We start from the raw sequence: 17,992 nt of genomic DNA, 5'->3' as shown, positions 1-17,992 counted from the left end.
TGCTGCACCGCCGCATTTGTGACAAGCGGACCTTCACCTGCCCCCCTCCGCGCGCCCGCCCTTCATGCCCGCGGCGCGCTGCGGCGCATGCGCCGCTTGCCCCTCATCTCACCCTGGCCGCGCCCTGGCCGGCGCCTTCAGCCGCGCCCGCCGCTGCGCTCGCGCTTGGCGCGCACCGGCTGGCCCCAGCGGTCGGCCTCGCCCTGGCGCGCCAGCGGGAATTCGGCCGGCGCCGCGGCATCCCATTCCGGGTCGTGGATCTCGCCGAAGACCTGGCGCAGGCGCTGGCCCCAGGTGTCGCGGATCATGCGGAAATAGGCGTTCTTCTCGTCGATGTTGACGAAGCGGCTCACGCGCAGCGAGTCGGCCTCGTAGACCAGCAGGTCCAGCGGCAGCCCCACCGAGATGTTCGACTTGAGCGTGGAGTCCATCGAGATCAGCGCGCACTTGGCGGCCTCGCCCAGCGGCAGCGACGGCTCCACCACGCGGTCGATGATCGGCTTGCCGTACTTGGCCTCGCCGATCTGGAAGTAGCAGTTCTCGGGCGTGGCCTCGACGAAGTTGCCGGCCGCGTACACATTGAACAGGCGCACCCGCTCGCCGCGGATCTGCCCGCCGAAGATCAGGCTCACGTTGAACTCGATGCCGGCCTCGCGCAGCGCGTGGGCATCGTGCTTGTGCACCTGGCGCACCGCGTCGCCGACGATGGTGGCGGCCTCGAACATGTCGCGCGCGGTCCACAGCGAGCGCTTCTCGTCGCGCCCTTCGGCCAGCACCTGCCGCACCGACTGGCTGATGGCCAGGTTGCCGGCGGTGAGCAGCACCATGACGCGGTCGCCGGGTTCCTCGAACACGGTCATCTTGCGCGCGCTGGAGATCGCGTCGACGCCGGCGTTGGTGCGGGAGTCGGAGAGGAACACCAGGCCGGCGTCGAGCCGCATGGCAACACAATACGTCATGATCTTGTCTTGTTATGGTGCATGTCCGGCGCCGGCGCGCCGCCGGCATCAGGGGCGCACCGAGGCCACATCAACGAATGCAGCATTCTAGCGCCGCGGCCCCGCGCGCGGAACCGGCGCGCGCGCCCACCGGTGGTGCGCCACGCACCACCGCATTCACCGCTGCGGTGCAATGGCGATCTCCACCGCCATCTGCTCGCCGCTGCCGCCGTGGCGCACGCCGCGCACCGGCGCGGCCATGCGGTAGTCGCGCCCCACCGCCAGGCGCACGTGGCGCGCGTCGCTCAGGCAGCGGTGCGTCACGTCGACGCTGCACCACAGTTCCTTGTCCGCATCCACGCAGATGTCGGCCCAGGCATGGCCGGCCAGCGCCGCCGCGGCCGGGTCGTAGAAATAGCCGCTGACGTAGCGCGCCGGCACGCCCAGCGCGCGGCAGCACGCCACCATCACCTGGGCCTGGTCCTGGCACACGCCGCTGCCGAGCGCGAACGCCTCGCCGGCCGAGGTGCCCACGTCGGTGCTGTCCGGCGCGTAGCGCACGCGCCGCGCGATGCCGTCGGCCAGCGCCAGCAGCGCGGGCACCTCATGCCCGGCCGCGAGGTAAGGCGCGGCAAAGCGGACCATCTCCGGCGGCGCCGCGGTCAGCGGCGTGCCGCCCAGGTAGTACAGCGGCGACACGCGCGCCTCGCCGGCCGGCGGCGCATCGCAGAACAGCGGCGCGCCGCCGGCCGCGGGCGGCGTCACTTCCACCACGCCGCTGGCCTCGATCACCAGCGTATGCGCCGGGCCGGCCACGGTAAAGCTGTGCACGATGTTGCCGAAGCCGTCGCGCGCCTCCGACAGGCTGCCCGGCGCCGACACCTGCCACTGCCGCACGGTCTGCAGCGGGCCCGAGCGCGGCGCCAGGCGCAGCTCGTGCACGCTGCGGCGCGGCGGCTCGGCGTAGCGGTAGACGGTCTTGTGGCGGATCTTGTATTTCACGATGTGGCGAGGCCGGCGCGACCACCACGGAGTTCAGGCAGCCAGCAGCGGCACGAGGAAATCCCGGCTGATGCCATTGCCGAGGTCGCCGATGCGCTCCAGGAAACTGGTCAGGTAGGCGTGCAGGCCGACGGCGAAGATGTCGTCGATGCGCGCGTATTTCAGGTCGGCGTGGAGTTTACCAGCCTGCCGCTCGGTCTCCGACGAATGCTGGTTGCCCACCAGCGCCAGGATCGACACCACCTCGTCCATGCTCGACACCAGCGAGCGCGGCATGTCCGGGCGCAGCACCAGCAGCTCGGCCACGCGCTCGGGCGTGATCACCGTGCGGTAGATCTTGCGGTAGACCTCGAAGCCCGACACCGAGCGCAGCACCGCCGCCCAGTGATAGAAGTCGTTGGCGTCGCGGTTGGGGTCGCTGTCGTCCACGGTGCTGGCCTGGAACTTCACGTCGAGAATGCGCGCGGTGTTGTCGGCGCGCTCGAGGAAGGTGCCCAGCCGCATGAAGTGGAAGGCGTCGTCCTTGAGCATGGTGCCGAACTGCACGCCGCGCGCCAGGTGCGAGCGGAACTTGACCCACTCGAAGAACTGCGCCGGGTCCTCGCGCAGCACGCCGTCGGCGATCATGCGCTGCACTTCCAGCCAGGTGGTGTTGATGGTCTCCCACACCTCGGTGGTGAGCGAGCCGCGCACCGCGCGCGCGTTCTCGCGCGCCGCGCGCAGGCAACTCATGATCGACGACGCGTTGGTCATGTCGCGCACCATGAAGTCGATCACGTCGTCGCGCGTGAGCAGGCCGTACTTGTGGTCGAACACGGTGGTCAGCTCGGAAATGTCGAGCATCGCCCACCAGCCCTGCTCCGCCACCTCCGCCGATTGCGGCAGCAGCGAAGTCTGGTAATTCACGTCGAGCATGCGCGCGGTGTTCTCCGCGCGTTCGGTATAGCGCGCCATCCAGAACAGATGGTCGGCGGTGCGGCTTAGCATGGTCGGTCCCCTCGTACTGCGCGGTTCGTCCGCGCCGGCCGCGCTGGCAGCGGCGGCGGCGCGGGTCATCTCAAGCATTCGTTGCGCGCGCGGCGCTCAGCGCTCCAGCACCCAGGTGTCCTTGGTGCCGCCGCCCTGCGACGAATTGACCACCAGCGAGCCCTCGCGCAGCGCCACGCGCGTGAGCCCGCCGGGCACCATGCGCACGTCCTTGCCAGACAGCACGAACGGCCGCAGGTCGATGTGACGCGGCGCGATGCCGGACTCCACGTAGGTCGGGCAGGTCGACAGCGCCAGCGTGGGCTGGGCGATGTACTGCTCGGGGCGCGAGCGCACCACCTCGCGGAAGGTGTCGATCTCCGCGCGCGTGGCGGCCGGGCCCACCAGCATGCCGTAGCCGCCGGCGCCGTGGGTTTCCTTGACCACCAGCTGGTCCATGTGGTCGAGCACGTATTGCAGGTCGTCGGGGCGCCGGCACATGTAGGTCGGCACGTTGTTGAGGATGGCTTCCTCGCCCAGGTAGAAGCGGATCATGTCCGGCACGTAGGGGTAGATCGACTTGTCGTCGGCCACGCCGGTGCCGATGGCGTTGCAGATGGTCACGTTGCCGGCGCGGTAGACCGACAGCAGCCCGGCCGCGCCGAGCGTGGAGTCGGGGCGGAACACCAGCGGGTCGAGGAAGTCGTCGTCGACGCGGCGGTAAATCACGTCGATGCGCTGCGGCCCCTGCGTGGTGCGCATGTAGAGGTGCTCGTCCTGCACGAACAGGTCGCTGCCCTCGACCAGCTCCACGCCCATCTGCTGGGCCAGGAACGCATGCTCGAAATAGGCGGAGTTGTACATGCCGGGCGTGAGCACCACCACGGTCGGATCGGCGATGCTCTGCGGCGACACGCTGCGCAGCATGTCGAGCAGCAGGTCGGGATAGTGGGCCACCGGCGCCACGCGGTTGCGCGCGAACAGGTCCGGGAACAGCCGCATCATCATCTTGCGGTTTTCCAGCATGTAGGACACGCCGGAGGGCACGCGCAGGTTGTCTTCCAGCACGTAGAACTCGCCCTCGCCCGCGCGCACCACGTCGATGCCGGCCACGTGGGCATAGATGTCGCGCGGCACGTCGATGCCGAGCATCTCGGGCCGGTACTGGGCGTTGTTGTAGATCTGGTCGGGCGGGATCACGCCCGCGCGGATGATGTCCTGGCCGTGGTAGATGTCGTGGATGAAGCGGTTCAGCGCCGACACGCGCTGGCGCAGGCCGCGCTCCAGCGTGGCCCATTCGCTGGCCGGGAAGATCCGCGGAATCACGTCGAACGGGATGGTCCGCTCGGTGCCGCTGTTGGACTCGTCCTTGTCGCCGTAGACGGCGAAGGTGATGCCCACGCGCCGGAAGATCAGGTCCGCTTCCGCGCGCTTGTTGCCCATCGTCCCTTCGGACTGCCGCGCCAGCCACTCCGCAAACTGCTTGTAGTGCGCGCGCACCGCGCCTGCCGGCAGGGCCTGCCCCGCGTGGATTGCTGCCGCCACGCCATCTTGCCAATCGAGCATCTCGTCGAAAAACCGCGCCGCCATGATGGCCGTTCCCCCATGATTTGGGCGCCGCTCAGCCTGCCGGCGATCCCGTTTTGATTGGCTTGTTCTTCCCGGCACAGCATTTCGAGGCCACCACCCGGGGCCCGGCGGTCAAGGCCGCGGGCCATGCGTCGAAGTGCTGTCCTAACTGGGATGATACCCATGACCGCGAAAGCCGCAAGCAGCAGGCGTTCGCGCCATCGCAAGGGAATGTAGCAAGATGTCTGCCAGCCCGCGCGTGCGCGGCGCAAAAGCGCCCGCGGAGGCCGGCGAGGGCTCAGCGTGCCGCGGCGGTGGCGGGGACTTCGGCCAGGATGCGCTGCACCAGCGCCTCGGGCGGCTGCCGGATGTCGAGCACCAGCGCGTCGCGCGGCTCCTCCAGCGTGTCGAACTGGCTCTGCAGCAGGGCCGGGTTGAAGAAATGGTCGCTGCGCCCGGACAGGCGCCCGCCGATCACGGCGGCGTCGCCCTTCATGTAGACGAAGGTCACGCCGCCGTCGGGCGGGGTCAGGCGGTCGCGGTAGGCCTGGCGCAGCGCGGAGCAGGTAAACACATGGGTGCGGCCCTCGGCGCGGGCCGTGTCGATGGCCGCGCGCAGCGCGCCCAGCCAGGGCCAGCGGTCTTCGTCGGTCAGCGGGATGCCGTTGTGCATCTTCTCCTTGTTGGCCGCGCTGTGGAATTCATCGGCATCATGGAAGCCGCAATGCAGGGTCTTGGCCAGCAACTGGCCGACCGTGGTCTTGCCGCTGCCGGAAACGCCCATCAGGATGTAGATCATGTCTGCTCCAGCGATCGTGTTCGGATGGTTGTCCCATCCTTGTCGGTAGTCCCCGCGCCGCGCCGGGCGGTTTCTGGCGAACCGCACGGCCATGCAGCCATGCCAGGACCTGGCATGCACCGGCTCGGGGCTGCCTTGCCCGCCAGGCGGCGGGCAAGGCCACAAAAAAGAGGAAAGCGGCCTGGGGGCGCGGACTATTGTGCGACGGCCGCGGCGGTTTGGACAGCGCCGGGCGCGTCGGCCTCGGACAGGTCGAGCGCGCTGCCGCCCTCCTCCGCGGTGCGCGCGTGGCGGCGGAACAGGCCGAACAGGCCGCGGCCGACGCTGAAGCGGGCGAAGTCGTCATCGGGCGACGGCGCCAGCGCGCGCGCCGCGAGGCCGGACGCGCCATCCGCGCCGCCGAGCCATTCCAGCGTGCCGGCCACGGCGTCCACGCGGATGCGGTCGCCGTCGCGCACGCGCGCCAGCGGGCCGCCCGCAAGTGCTTCCGGGCCCACATGAATCACGGCCGGCACCTTGCCGGACGCGCCCGACATGCGGCCGTCCGTCACCAGCGCCACCTTGTGGCCGGCGTCCTGCAGCGAGCCGAGCACCGGCGTGAGGCGGTGCAGCTCCGGCATGCCGTTGGCGTTGGGGCCCTGGAAGCGCACCACCGCGACCACGTCGCCGGTCAGCTCGCCCGCCTCGAAGGCGGCCTGCAGCCCTTCCTGCGAATCGAACACGCGCGCCGGCGCCTCCACCACGCGGTGCTCCGGCGCCACCGCCGAGACCTTGATCATGCCGCGCCCGAGATTGCCGCGCAGCAGGCGCAGCCCGCCCTCGGGCGAGAACGGCGCGGCCGCGCTGGCCAGCACCGCGGCGTCGCCGCTGGCGGCGGGGCCGTCGCGCCAGCGCAGCGCGCCGCCGGTCATGACCGGCTCCTGCGTGTAGCGCGCCAGCCCGCGCCCGGCCACGGTCTGCACGTCTTCGTGCAGCAGCCCGGCTTCGAGCAGCTGACCGATCACGTAGGCCACGCCGCCGGCGGCGTGGAAATGGTTGACGTCGGCCGAGCCGTTCGGATAGACCCGCGCCAGCAGCGGCGTGATGCGCGACAGGCGGTCGAAATCGTCCCAGTCGATCACGATCCCGGCCGCGCGCGCCATCGCCACCAGGTGGATGGTGTGGTTGGTCGAGCCGCCGGTGGCCAGCAGGCCGACGATGGCGTTGACCACGGCGCGCTCGTCGACGATGCGCGCCAGCGGCAGGTAGTCCGGGCCGCGCGCGGAGAGCGCCAGCGCGCGCTGCGCGGCGGCCGCGGTGAGCGCGTCGCGCAGGCCGCTGTCGGGATGGACGAAGGCCGCGCCCGGCATGTGCAGGCCCATGATCTCCATCAGGAACTGGTTGCTGTTGGCGGTGCCGTAGAAGGTGCAGGTGCCGGCGCCGTGATAGGCCTCGCATTCCGCTTCCAGCAGCGCCTCGCGGCCGACCTGCCCGGTCGCGTAGAGCTGGCGCACGCGCGCCTTTTCCTTGTTCGACAGGCCCGTGGCCATCGGCCCGGCCGGCACGAACACCACCGGCAGGTGGCCGAACTGGAGCGCGCCCATCAGCAGGCCCGGCACGATCTTGTCGCACACGCCGAGCATCACCGCGGCGTCGAAAGTGTTGTGCGACAGCGATACGGCCGTGGCCATCGCGATCGCGTCGCGCGAGAACAGCGACAGCTCCATGCCCGGGTTGCCCTGCGTGATGCCGTCGCACATCGCCGGCACGCCGCCCGCCACCTGCGCCACCGCGCCCACCGCGCGCGCGGCCTCGCGGATCACGCCGGGATAGCGCTCGTAGGGCTGGTGGGCCGACAGCATGTCGTTGTAGGCCGTGACGATGCCCAGGTTGGCGGCATGCTCGACGCGCAGCTTGAGCTTGTCATGCGCGGGCAGCGCCGCGAGGCCGTGCGCCAGGTTGGCGCAGGACAGCCCGCGCAGCGGCCCCAGCTCCCGCTGGGCGCGCTCGCAGCGCGCCAGGTAGGCGGCGCGGCTGCGCTGGCTGCGCGCGGCCACGCGCGCGGTGACGGCCTGCACTTCGGAATGGAGGGCTTGCGACATTCGTGGGAGTTCCTGATGGTGTGTCCGGTGGTTCCGTGAACGTTTTTTTGTGTAGATTTTCTACATTATATCGAAAGACTTTCGCCGCGCACCCCGTCAGCACATCACAAAGCGGCGAAAGCACGGCATATTCCGGCTCCATAGGTGAAATCCCTAGCCATCCCCGAGCGCGGCGCCGGGCGAATCGCAGCGCGAATTCTGTAGAATATCTACATTCCCAATCGAACCCCAAGCCCGCGCGATCCCGGCAGCCATGTCCGGCGCGCGCGGGCACGAGAGATCCCGCCTGCCGACATGCGCGAACGAATCCTTGCCGTCTACGACACGCTCCGCCCCTCCGAACGCCGCCTGGCCGACTACGTGGCGCGCCACGGCGCCAGCGTGATCCGCCTGTCCATGCCCGAGCTGGCCGAGCGCGCCGGCGTGTCGCAGCCGACCATCGCGCGCTTCTGCGCCGCGCTCGGCTACGACGGCTTCCGCGAGTTCAAGCTGCAGTTCGCGCAGAACGTGGGCGGCGGCACGCCCTTCGTGCACCAGGACGTCAAGGCCGAGGACCGCCCCGCCGACATCGCCGGCAAGGTGTTCGACCGCACCATCGCCACGCTGATGACGGTGCGCAACGCGCTCTCGGCGGACCAGATCGAGCACGGCATCAAGCTGCTCGCCGCCGCGCACCGCATCGAGTTCTACGGCTGCGGCAACTCGGGCATCGTCGCGCTGGACATCCAGCACAAGTTCTTCCGCCTCGGCATTCCCACCACCGCGTATTCGGACTCGCACGTGTTCAGCATGTCGGCCGCGCTGCTGGGCCCCGGCGACGTGGCGGTGCTGGTGTCCAACAGCGGCCGCACCTGGGACATGCTGGCCGCCGCCACGCTGGCGCGCGCCAGCGGCGCCAGCGTGCTGGCGCTGACGCACAGCGGCTCGCCGCTGGCCAAGCTGGCCGACGTCTGCGTGTTCTCCGACGTGGAGGAAGACAGCGAGGTCTACACGCCGATGACCTCGCGCATCTGCCACCTGGTGCTGGGCGACGTGCTCGCCGCCGGCGTGGCGCTCGAGCGCGCCGACATCGTCTCCGCCGGCCTGCAGCGCGCCAAGGCGCACCTGCGCGAGCGCCGCATCGCGCAGGCCGAGCCGGCCCGGGTCAAGGGGGTCCAGGCCGGGGTTCAGGCCGGCCCCCAGGCGGGGGCTCGGGCGCAGGATCGCCAGGATCGGGCGCAACCGGCGCCGCGCGCCAGTAGCGCCGCTCGTGCTGCCGGTAAGCCCGCAGCACGTAGGCCGCGCCGCGCGTCGTGAGCTGGACCGCGCCGGTTTCGTCGCTGCGGTAGCGCGCGATCCCGCGCGAGGCATAGCGCGCCCACACGTCGGCGCGCGGATGCCGGTAGCGGTTGCGGTAGCCAAGCTGGAACAGCGCCAGCTCCGGCGACATCACCGCCAGGAACGACGCGCCCGACGAGGTGCCGCTGCCGTGGTGCGGCGCCTGCAGGAAGTCCGCGCGCAGGTCCTGCGCCGGCAGGCGCGCCAGCAAGGCAGCCTCGTCGCGCCGGCCGATGTCGCCGGTCAGCAGCAGGCTGCGCGCGCTGCCCGCCACCTTGAGCACGCACGAGCGCGCATTGCTGTCGAGCGCGGTATTGCCCGCCGCCGCCGGCAGCGGATGCAGCATCGAGAATGCCACGCCGTCCCATTGCCACCGCTGCCCCGCCGCGCATGGCCGCGCTGGCGGCGGCGCCACGCCGTCGGGCGGCGCCAGCAGCGGATGCCCGGCCGGCGCGGCGGTCAGCAGGTCGCGCACCGGCAGCGCCGCCATCACGTCGCGCGCGCCGCCGGCATGGTCGGCGTCTTCATGGCTGATGACCAGGCGGTCGAGCGCGCGCACGCCGGCGCCGCGCAGATACGGCGCGATCACGCGCGCGCCGGCGCTGTTGCCGGGCTGCGCCGCGCCGGCGCCCCAGCCGTAGGCCGGCCCGGCGTCGTACAGCAGCACGCGCGAGCGCGTCTCCACCAGCACCGCCGTGCCCTGCCCGATGTCGAGCGCCGTGGCGCGGAACTCGCCATGCGCGACCGGCTGCCGCCCCGCCACCACCATCGGCAGCAGCAGCGCCACGCCATGCAGGCGCGCGCGCAGCCCGCAGCGCAGCGGGGCCAGCAACAGCAGCGCGCCGAGCGTGGCCAGCGCGCCGGCCAGCGGCCCCGCGCGCGCCGCCTGCCAGACCGCCCACGGCGGTGCCGCCAGCGCCTCCAGCGCGGCCGCCAGCCACGCCAGCAGCAGATGGGCCGGCGCCAGCAGCCAGCCCGCCAGCGGCGCGGGCATGGCCGCGGCCAGCAGCGCCAGCGGCGTGACCACCAGGCTGACCAGCGGGATCGCCACCGCGTTGGCCAGCGGCGAGATCACCGAGACCTGCCCGAACAGCAGCAGCGTCAGCGGCACCAGCCCGATCGTCACCACCCACTGCGTGCGCGCGGCCTGCGCCAGCGCGTGGCGCAGCCGCGGCCAGCGCGCGGCGCCCGGCCCGCGCGCCGGCCGGGCGGCAGCCAGGAAAATCACGCCCACCGCGCCGAACGACAGCCAGAAGCCGGGCGCCAGCACCGCCCACGGATCGAGCGCGACCGCCGCGAACGCGGCCCACGCCAGCACCAGCGAGGCCGGCGGCGCGCGCCCGCTCCACAGCGCCAGCGCCGCCACCGCCAGCATCGACACGGTACGCTGCGCCGGCACCTGCATGCCCGCCAGCAGGCCGTAGGCGAAAGCCGCCAGCACCGCCGCCACCAGCGCCGCGCGCCGCGCCGGCCACCACAGCGGCAGGGGCCGGCGCAGCCAATGCCCCAGGCCTAGCGAATGCCGCCACAGCCAGTGGACCAGCGCGCCGCACAGGCCCGAGATCATGGTGATGTGCAGGCCCGAGATGCTGATCAGGTGGCCGATGCCGGTGCGCGTGAACAAGGTCCAGTCGCGCGGCTGGATGCCGCGCTGGTCGCCCACCACCAGCGCCGCCAGCACCGGGCCGAAGCGCGCGCCGGCGGGCAGGCTGGCGAGCACGTGGTCGCGCACGCGCGCGCGCCAGCGCGCGATGCGCCATTCCAGCCGCTCGCCCACGGCCTCGCGCGGCGGAGCGCGCTCGGCGCGCACGTAGCCGGTGGCGCCGAGCCCGGCCGCCAGCAGCCAGAATTCGTAGTCGAAGCCGTGCGGGTTGGCCAGCCCGTGCGGCCGCGTCAGGCGCAGCGCGAAGACGCGCCGCTGGCCCGGCAGCAGGCCGTCCGGCGCGTCCTCCCAGCCGAGCACGACGCGCGGCGGCAGGCGCGGCGCGGGGCGCCCACCGCCGGCCGGCGCATCGGGTGCGGCGTCGGGTGCGGTATCGGAGGCGAGATAGGACACGGTATCGCGTGAAATCCCGGGCACGGCATCGGGCGCAAATTCGAAGCGCTGCCCGCGCGCGGCCGGCGCGGGCAGCCCCGCGACCACGCCGCTCACGACGAGGTCGATGCCTTCGAGCGCCGGCGCCAGCCGCTCGCCGAGCCGCGCGTCCGCGCGCCACGCCGACCAGCCGAAGCCGGCCAGCACGGAAAACGCGCACAGGGCCGCGCGCGCCCGGGCCGGATGCCGGGCGCGCAGCAGGACCGCGAGCAGCGCCGCCAGCAGGCCCGCCGCCGCCAGCGCCCAGCCGGCCCCGCGGCCCGGCAGCGCGCCTTGCTGCTGCAGCCACCAGCTTCCCGCCACGAAGGCGATCAGGACCAGACGCATGCGGATTCCCGGACGAATTCACCAGGGTCCGTTTATACGGCCGGCGCGCGGCGGAAAACTTGTCAGGAAGAAACGGAAAGGTTGCCGTTTGTGTCGGCGGGCTTGTCGGTGGGCTGGTCGGCGAACGAGTCGGCGGACAAAGCGCCGGCCGGGAACATGGTGGCCTCGAATGCCGCCAGGCGCGGCAGCGCGGCCACCGAGTTGCGCCACATCGCCTGCGCCAGCGCGGGCGCGCCGATGCCGCGCAGCTCGCCCAGCGCCCGCGCCACGCCGGCCGTTTCGGCGGGCGTGTTGCGCGCCTTGTGCTGCTCGCCGAACTGGTCGTCGGACAGCCAGGCGGGCGCGATGTCGGGCGCGTCGGTCTCCAGCACGATGGCCTCGAGCGGCAGTTCCTGCGCCAAACGCCGGATCTGCTTCGCGCGGCTGAAGGTCATGTTGCCGCCGAAGCCCAGCTTCAGGCCCTGGTCGACGAAGCCCCGCGCCTGCTGCGGGCTGCCGTTGAACGCATGGGCGATACCCTGGCGCACGCCCGCGCGGCGCAGCTGCGCCGCCACCTGGTCCTGCGACTTGCGCACGTGCAGCAGCACCGGCAGGTCGAACTCGCGCGCGAGCTTGAGCTGCTCGCCGTAGATCCAGGCCTGGTGCTGCGCGTCGAGCCCGGGCACGAAGAAATCGAGGCCGATCTCGCCGATGCCGACGAAGCGCGGATCGTCCAGCGAGGCCGCCACCTCGCGCCGCAGCGCATCGAGATCGGCCTGCCCGGCGCCGGGCGTGTAGAGCGGATGGATGCCGAGCGCGTAGACGCAGCCCGCGTGGCGCCGCGCCAGCGCGCGCACCGCGGCGAAGTTCGACACCGCCACCGCCGGCAGCACGATGCCGCTCACGCCGGCCGCGGCCGCGGCCGCCGCGACGGCGTCGCGGTCGGCGTCGAACTCGGCGGCGTCGAGATGGCAGTGGGTGTCGATCCACATGGGCGGCGGCGTCCTGCGCGCTTCAGCGCTCGCGGTGCAGGTGCCCGTCGCGCAGGCGCAGCACGCGGTCGCAGCGGCTGGCGAGGTCGAGGTCGTGGGTCACGATCACGAAGCTGGTGCCGAGCGTGCGCGACAGTTCCAGCATCAGGTCGTAGACGCCGCCCGCGGTGTGGTCGTCGAGGTTGCCGGTGGGCTCGTCGGCCAGCACGCAGGCCGGGCTGCCCACCAGCGCGCGCGCGATCGCCACGCGCTGGCGCTCGCCGCCGGACAGCTCGCCGGGGCGATGCTGGGCGCGTTCGCCCAGGCCCACGCGCTCGAGCACGGCCTGTGCCGCGGCGCGCGCCTCGCCCTGCTTCAGGCCGCGGATGCGCATCGGCATGGCCACGTTGTCGAGCGCGGTGAACTCGGGCAGCAGGTGGTGGAACTGGTAGATGAAGCCCAGGTCGCGGTTGCGCGCGATATTGCGCTCGCTCTCGCGCAGCGCGGTGAACGGCTTGCCCTTGAGCGCGACGCGGCCGCTGTCCGGGTTGTCCAGCCCGCCCAGCACATGGAGCAGCGTGCTCTTGCCCGAGCCCGACGCGCCGACGATGGCCACCTTCTCGCCGGCGTCGACGCGCACGTCCACGCCCTTGAGCACGGTCACGTCGAGGCCGCCCTGGCGGAAGCGCTTGGTCAGGCCCTCGGCCATCAGCACCGGGGTGCCGGCGGGCGCGGCCGGCACGGACGCGGCGGCGCCTTCGGGGGCGCTGCGCAGCATGGCTTCACTCATAGCGCAGCGCCTCCGCCGGGTTGACGCGGGCGGCGCGCCAGCTTGGGTAGAGCGTGGCCAGCGTGGCCAGCACGAAGGAGAGGATGCCGATGGTGGCGATGTCGTTCACGCGGGGGTCCGAAGGCAGTTCGCTGATGAAATAGATGTCGCGCGGCAGGAACTGCACGTGCAGCAGCCGCTCGATGAAGGGCACGATCACGTCGATGTTGCAGGCGATCAGCGCGCCGCCGGCCACCCCGGCCAGCGTGCCGATGAAACCGATCGCCACGCCCTGCACGATGAAGATCTTGGTGATGGAGCTCGGCTGCGCGCCCATCGTGCGCAGGATGGCGATGTCGGCCTGCTTGTCGGTCACGGTCATGACCAGCGTGGACACCAGGTTGAAGGCCGCCACCGCGATGATCAGCGTGAGGATGATGAACATCATGCGCTTCTCGGTCTGCACCGCGGCGAACCAGTTGCGGTTCTGCTTGGACCAGTCGCGCAGGTAGAGCTCGCCCGAGAGCGTGCCGGCCAGTTCGTCGGCCACCTGCGGCGCGCGCTGCATGTCGCTCAGCTTGAGGCGCACGCCGGTCGGGCCGGCCAGCCGGAACAGGGTCTCGGCGTCCTGCAGGTTGATCAGCGCCAGCGCGTTGTCGAACTCGAAATGGCCGGACGAGAAGATGCCCGTCACGGTGAACTGCTTGAGCCGCGGCAGCACGCCGGCCGGCGTGATGGTGCCCTGCGGCACCACCAGCGTGACCTTGTCGCCGACCTGCACGCCGATCGCGTTGGCCAGCTCGTTGCCGAGCGCGATGTCGAAGCTGCCGGGCGCCAGGCTGTCCATGCTGCCGGCGCGGAACTGCTTGCCGATGTCGGAGACCTTGGGCTCCTGGCCGGGCTCGACGCCGCGCAGCAGCACGCCGCGCACGGCTTCCTCGCGGGTCAGCATGGCCTGGGCCGCCACATAGGGCGCCGCGCCGATCACTTCCTTGTTGCGCTCGGCCTCGGCGGCGGTCTTCTGCCAGTCGGGCAGCGCGCCCGGGCCGACCACCTCGATGTGCGAGAGCACCGACAGCATGCGGTCGCGCACCTCTTTCTGGAAGCCGTTCATGACCGACAGCACCACGATCAGCGCCGCCACGCCCAGCGCGATGCCGAGCATGGAGATCATCGAGATGAAGGAAATGAAGGTGTTGCGGCTGGCGCGCTTGCTGGCGCGGGTGTAGCGCCAGCCGATCTGCCATTCGTACGGAAAGTTCAAGAGGATCCCTGTCGTTGAGGAGAAACGCCGGCGCCACGTCGCCGGCACCGCCGGCGGTGCTGCCGCCGACGCCTGTCCGGGCGATATTTCCGCCGCCCGCCAGCCGGAAGTTTACAATCTCGGCCATCATGATGACGCACCTGACCCTGATTGTGCCCTTTTCCGTGCCGCCGGGCGCCGCGACCGACGCGGACGGCGGCGGCAACGACGCCATGCTGGAGGCGCTGCTGCGCCAGTTGGAGTTGCCGGCGCTCGGAAAGTTGCTGACCCGCGCCAGCCCCGGCCCGCGCGAGCGGCACGACGATCCCTTCCTGCGCTCGCTGCCGCACGAGCGCTGGCTGGCCGGGCGCGCCGGGCTGGACACCACCCGCGTGCCCAGCGCCCCCTTCATGCGGCTGGCCGACCGCGCCGCCGCGGGCCTGCCGGACGACGGCGGCGACGGTAACGGCGGCGGCCAGGCCTGGGCCTGCCTGCAGCCGGTGCACATCCACGCCGCGCGCGACCACCTGGTGCTGATGAACCCGGCCCACCTGGGCCTGCGCGCCGACGAGGCGGCGGCCCTGCACGCGGCGGTGGCCGGCCTGCTGGAGGAATCGGGCATCGTGCTGGAAACGCCGCAGCCGGCGCGCTGGTATCTGCCCGAGGCCGCGTTCGGCCCGCTGGTCGCCACCAGCCCGCTGCGCGCCAGCGGGCGCAATATCGACATGTGGATGCAGGCCGGCGAGCGCGCGCGCGACTGGCGCCGCGTCCAGAACGAGATCCAGATGACCTGGCACGACCACCGCGTCAACCAGGCCCGCGAGGCCGCCGGCAAGCCGGCCGTCAATTCGGTCTGGCTGCACGGCGGCGGCACGCTGCAGGCGGTGCCGCGCCTGGCCGGCGCCGTGCTCGGCGACGACGCCTTCCTGCGCGGGCTGGCGCTGGCGGGCGGCGCGGCCTGCCAGCCGCTGCCGCCGCGCTTCGACGCCGCGGCAGCCGGGACCGCCGACAGCGCGCTGGCGCTGCTGGACGACGCCACCGAAGCCCACATCGGCGAGGACTGGGGCCTGTGGATCGAGCGCATGCACGCGCTCGAGGCCAACTGGTTCGCCCCGGCGCTGGCCGCGCTGGAGAGCGGCGCGCTGCCGGCCCTGACGCTGGTGCTGGCCGGCGACAACCACTATGCCGAGTTCACCGTGCGCCGCGCCGACCTGCGCAAGTTCTGGCGCGGCCTGGGCGCGCGCGGCGACTGGCGCGCGCTGCTGTCCGACCTGGCCTATGCCGCCTGAACGGCCGGATGACCTAACGCCCAGCCACCCGGCCGACTGACCGCCCGAACGCCTCACCCCGTTTTCCTGCCTGCCTCCACATGACCCGAATCGCCGTCCGCTCCTTTTCCGCCGAACACGCCGGCACGCTGGCAGGCGCCGGCCTGCACCCCACGCTGGCCCGCATCCTGTCGGCGCGCGGCGTGCGCGCGCCGGCCGAGCTCGCCACCGAGCTGCCGGGGCTGATGCCGCCGGACACGATGAAAGGCATCGGCCACGCCGCCACCTACCTGGCCGACGCCATCGCCGCCGGCCGCCGGCTGCTGATCGTGGCCGACTACGACTGCGACGGCGCCACCGCCTGCGCGGTGGGCGTGCGCGGCCTGCGCATGCTGGGCGCGCGCGTCGACTACATCGTGCCGAACCGCTTCGAGTACGGCTACGGCCTGACGCCGGAGATCGTGGCGCTGGCCGCGCGGCAGCAGCCCGACGTGATCGTCACGGTGGACAACGGCATCGCCAGCGTGGACGGCGTGGCGGCGGCCAACGCGCTCGGCATCGACGTGGTGGTGACCGACCATCACCTGCCCGGCGAGCAGCTGCCGGACGCGGCGGTGATCGTCAACCCCAACCAGCCCGGCTGCGCCTTCCCGAGCAAGAACCTGGCCGGCGTGGGCGTGATGTTCTACGTGCTGCTGGCACTGCGCGCCGAGCTGCGCCGCCGCGGCGCGTTCGACGCGCAGACCCAGCCGCGCCTGGACGCCCTGCTCGACCTGGTGGCGCTGGGCACGGTGGCCGACGTGGTCAAGCTCGACAGCAACAACCGCATCCTGGTGGCGCAGGGCCTCAAGCGCATGCGCGCCGGGCGCATGCACGCGGGCGTGGCCGCGCTGTTCCGCGCCGCCGGGCGCGAAGCCGCGCGCGCCAACACCTTCGACCTCGGCTTCGGCGTGGGCCCGCGCCTGAACGCGGCCGGGCGGCTGGCCGACATGTCGCTCGGCATCGAATGCCTGCTCACCGACGACGCCAGCCGCGCGTGGGAAATCGCCCAGGAACTCGACGGCATGAACCGCGAGCGCCGCGACATCGAGGCCGGCATGCAGCAGGAAGCGCTGCGCATCCTGGAAGGCCCGCTGGGCGCGCTGGACCCGGCCGCGCGCTTCACCGTGAGCGTGTTCAACGATACCTGGCACCAGGGCGTGATCGGCATCGTGGCGTCGCGGCTCAAGGAGAAATACCACCGGCCGACCATCACCTTCGCGCCCGGCGACGACGGCACCATCAAGGGCTCGGGCCGCTCGATCCCCGGCTTCCACCTGCGCGACGCGCTGGACCTGGTGTCCAAGCGCCATCCCGGCCTGCTGGTCAAGTTCGGCGGCCATGCGATGGCGGCCGGCCTGACGCTGCGCGCGGACACCTTCGGCGAGTTCACGGAAGCGTTCGAGGCGGTGGGACGCGAATGGCTGGACGACGAGCAGCTCGCGCGCGTGATCGAGACCGACGGCGACATCGAGGACGGCTGCTTCAGCCCGGAATTCGTCGCGCTGCTAGAGCAGCAGGTGTGGGGCCAGGGCTTTCCCGCGCCGACCTTCTGCGGCGAGTTCGACGTGCTGCGCCAGAGCGTGCTCAAGGGCAAGCACCTCAAGCTGCAGCTCGGGCGCGGCAGCCAGCGCTTCGACGCGATCTGGTTCAACCACGCCGATTCGCTCGGCGCCAGCGCGCTGGTGGCCTACCGGCTGGACAACAACACCTTCAACGGCGTCACGCGCGTGCAGATGGTGATCGAGCACGCGCAGTAGCGGCGGCGCCCGCCGCTACTCAGGCCCGCCCGCCTCAGCCGCGCGCGGGCAGCAGCCCGGCCGGGTCGACCGGCTTGCCGTTGTTGCGCACCTCGAAGTGCAGCTCGCTGTCGGACCTGCCCATGCGCCCGACCTCCTGGCCGCCGGACACCTGCGCGCCTTCGCTGACCGAGGGCTTGTCGAGGTTGCCGTAGACCGTCAGCCAGTTGTCGTCGTGCTTGATGATGACCAGCATGCCGTAGCCGCGCAGGTTGCCCACGTGGATGGCCTTGCCCGCGGCGGCGGCGCGCACCGCGCTGCCGGGCGGCGTGTCGATGCTCAGGCCCTTGCTGGCGGGCGGCCCGTAGCCCGCCGTGACGCGGCCCTCGGCCGGCCATTGCAGGCGGATGCTGGTGGCCGGCGCGCGCGCCGGCGGGCTGCTGTCCACGCGCGGGGTGTCGCGCACGGCCACCGGGCCGCTGCCGCTGCCCGCGCTGCCGCCGGCGCTGGCGGTGCCGCTGCCGGGCGGGCGGATGCGCAGCAACTGGCCGACCTCGATGCGGTCGGCGCTGGGCAGCTGGTTCCAGCGCGTCAGGTCGCGCACCGAGCGCTTGTGGCGCTGGGCCACGCTGTACAGGGTGTCGCCGCTCTGCACCCGGTAGTAGCCGTCCGGCGCCGGCTCGCTGGCCAGGGTGCCGCAGCCCGCCGCGAGGCACGCCGCGGCCGCGGCGGCCAGCAGGCCGAGCGCGCGGCGGCGGCGGCCATTGGTCGTGTCGGTCGTGTCGGTCGTCCCGGTCATCCTTGCCCTCTCGCTTCTGGTCGTCTCGGTCGTCTCGTGATTGCTTGGCTTCATGCGTGCTTATCGTCCATCCTTGTCCATGTCTGAACGG

The 17,992-nt window shown here is 72.1% G+C and carries 13 protein-coding genes and 1 pseudogene; 3 read left to right on the top strand and 11 right to left on the bottom strand.

Annotated features, from left to right (window positions below):
* Positions 1 to 137: 137 nt before the first annotated feature.
* The 6 genes from ACWTPI_RS06915 to edd all read right to left on the bottom strand — a co-directional run bounded on the left by ACWTPI_RS06915 (position 138) and on the right by edd (position 7,355).
* Positions 138 to 959: a peptidase gene (locus ACWTPI_RS06915; protein WP_196812841.1), complete on the bottom strand. Its 822-nt coding sequence runs from the start codon at positions 957 to 959 to the stop codon at positions 138 to 140.
* 156 nt (positions 960 to 1,115) lie between these two features.
* Entirely contained in the window at positions 1,116 to 1,940 is an 825-nt protein-coding gene (locus ACWTPI_RS06910; RefSeq protein WP_020201455.1) for a transglutaminase family protein, read from the bottom strand.
* A 33-nt stretch (positions 1,941 to 1,973) separates the two neighbouring features.
* Complete coding sequence (locus ACWTPI_RS06905) at positions 1,974 to 2,927, bottom strand: alpha-E domain-containing protein (RefSeq protein WP_020423689.1); 954 nt, start codon at positions 2,925 to 2,927, stop codon at positions 1,974 to 1,976.
* Between the two features lie 96 nt (positions 2,928 to 3,023).
* The gene (locus tag ACWTPI_RS06900; RefSeq protein ID WP_020201453.1) at positions 3,024 to 4,496 is read right to left on the bottom strand and encodes a circularly permuted type 2 ATP-grasp protein; all 1,473 of its coding nucleotides are present in this window, start codon (positions 4,494 to 4,496) and stop codon (positions 3,024 to 3,026) included.
* Positions 4,497 to 4,773: 277 nt separating this feature from the next.
* A complete protein-coding gene (locus tag ACWTPI_RS06895; RefSeq protein ID WP_020201452.1) occupies positions 4,774 to 5,274 on the bottom strand; it encodes a gluconokinase in 501 nt (166 codons plus the stop codon).
* 194 nt (positions 5,275 to 5,468) lie between these two features.
* Entirely contained in the window at positions 5,469 to 7,355 is a 1,887-nt protein-coding gene (gene edd, locus ACWTPI_RS06890; protein ID WP_454731246.1) for a phosphogluconate dehydratase, read from the bottom strand.
* Between the two features lie 294 nt (positions 7,356 to 7,649).
* On the opposite strand from edd, the gene ACWTPI_RS06885 reads away from it, so the two are divergent.
* On the top strand, positions 7,650 to 8,651 hold the full coding sequence (locus ACWTPI_RS06885; RefSeq protein WP_231586534.1) for a MurR/RpiR family transcriptional regulator: 1,002 nt from the start codon (positions 7,650 to 7,652) through the stop codon (positions 8,649 to 8,651).
* A 22-nt stretch (positions 8,652 to 8,673) separates the two neighbouring features.
* Here the strand turns inward: ACWTPI_RS06885 and ACWTPI_RS06880 are convergent.
* The 4 genes and pseudogenes from ACWTPI_RS06880 to ACWTPI_RS06865 form a co-directional block, all read right to left on the bottom strand.
* A pseudogene (locus ACWTPI_RS06880) lies at positions 8,674 to 11,094 on the bottom strand (DNA internalization-related competence protein ComEC/Rec2); the annotation flags it as partial.
* A gap of 62 nt (positions 11,095 to 11,156) precedes the next feature.
* Positions 11,157 to 12,065 carry a TatD family hydrolase gene (locus ACWTPI_RS06875; protein ID WP_454731245.1) on the bottom strand — a complete coding sequence of 303 codons (909 nt, stop codon included), beginning with the start codon at positions 12,063 to 12,065 and terminating at the stop codon, positions 11,157 to 11,159.
* Positions 12,066 to 12,087: 22 nt separating this feature from the next.
* Positions 12,088 to 12,834, bottom strand: coding sequence for a lipoprotein-releasing ABC transporter ATP-binding protein LolD (gene lolD / locus ACWTPI_RS06870; protein ID WP_059412942.1), 747 nt, complete (start codon positions 12,832 to 12,834; stop codon positions 12,088 to 12,090).
* Positions 12,827 to 14,077: a lipoprotein-releasing ABC transporter permease subunit gene (locus ACWTPI_RS06865; protein WP_020201446.1), complete on the bottom strand. Its 1,251-nt coding sequence runs from the start codon at positions 14,075 to 14,077 to the stop codon at positions 12,827 to 12,829. Before ACWTPI_RS06865 ends, lolD begins: the two co-directional genes overlap by 8 nt.
* A 128-nt stretch (positions 14,078 to 14,205) precedes the next feature.
* On the opposite strand from ACWTPI_RS06865, the gene ACWTPI_RS06860 reads away from it, so the two are divergent.
* Entirely contained in the window at positions 14,206 to 15,345 is a 1,140-nt protein-coding gene (locus ACWTPI_RS06860) for a hypothetical protein (RefSeq protein WP_059412943.1), read from the top strand.
* Between the two features lie 80 nt (positions 15,346 to 15,425).
* Positions 15,426 to 17,123: a single-stranded-DNA-specific exonuclease RecJ gene (gene recJ / locus ACWTPI_RS06855; RefSeq protein ID WP_020201444.1), complete on the top strand. Its 1,698-nt coding sequence runs from the start codon at positions 15,426 to 15,428 to the stop codon at positions 17,121 to 17,123.
* A 34-nt stretch (positions 17,124 to 17,157) separates the two neighbouring features.
* Here recJ and ACWTPI_RS06850 read toward each other — a convergent pair whose 3' ends face one another.
* Positions 17,158 to 17,901, bottom strand: coding sequence for a peptidoglycan DD-metalloendopeptidase family protein (locus ACWTPI_RS06850; protein ID WP_454731244.1), 744 nt, complete (start codon positions 17,899 to 17,901; stop codon positions 17,158 to 17,160).
* Positions 17,902 to 17,992 lie beyond the last annotated feature (91 nt).

It is taken from the genome of Cupriavidus ulmosensis (genome assembly GCF_977008105.1).
This window is presented reverse-complemented; position numbering and strand designations above follow the sequence as displayed.

Bases quoted from the DNA above. Each gene is read 5' to 3' on its own strand.
- ACWTPI_RS06915 (WP_196812841.1), bottom strand. From the start codon at position 959: ATGACGTATTGTGTTGCCATGCGGCTCGACGCCGGCCTGGTGTTCCTC.
- ACWTPI_RS06905 (WP_020423689.1), bottom strand. From the start codon at position 2,927: ATGCTAAGCCGCACCGCCGACCATCTGTTCTGGATGGCGCGCTATACC.
- ACWTPI_RS06900 (WP_020201453.1), bottom strand. From the start codon at position 4,496: ATGGCGGCGCGGTTTTTCGACGAGATGCTCGATTGGCAAGATGGCGTG.
- ACWTPI_RS06895 (WP_020201452.1), bottom strand. From the start codon at position 5,274: ATGATCTACATCCTGATGGGCGTTTCCGGCAGCGGCAAGACCACGGTC.
- edd (WP_454731246.1), bottom strand. From the start codon at position 7,355: ATGTCGCAAGCCCTCCATTCCGAAGTGCAGGCCGTCACCGCGCGCGTG.
- ACWTPI_RS06885 (WP_231586534.1), top strand. From the start codon at position 7,650: ATGCGCGAACGAATCCTTGCCGTCTACGACACGCTCCGCCCCTCCGAA.
- ACWTPI_RS06875 (WP_454731245.1), bottom strand. From the start codon at position 12,065: ATGTGGATCGACACCCACTGCCATCTCGACGCCGCCGAGTTCGACGCC.
- lolD (WP_059412942.1), bottom strand. From the start codon at position 12,834: ATGAGTGAAGCCATGCTGCGCAGCGCCCCCGAAGGCGCCGCCGCGTCC.
- ACWTPI_RS06860 (WP_059412943.1), top strand. From the start codon at position 14,206: ATGATGACGCACCTGACCCTGATTGTGCCCTTTTCCGTGCCGCCGGGC.
- recJ (WP_020201444.1), top strand. From the start codon at position 15,426: ATGACCCGAATCGCCGTCCGCTCCTTTTCCGCCGAACACGCCGGCACG.
- ACWTPI_RS06850 (WP_454731244.1), bottom strand. From the start codon at position 17,901: ATGACCGGGACGACCGACACGACCGACACGACCAATGGCCGCCGCCGC.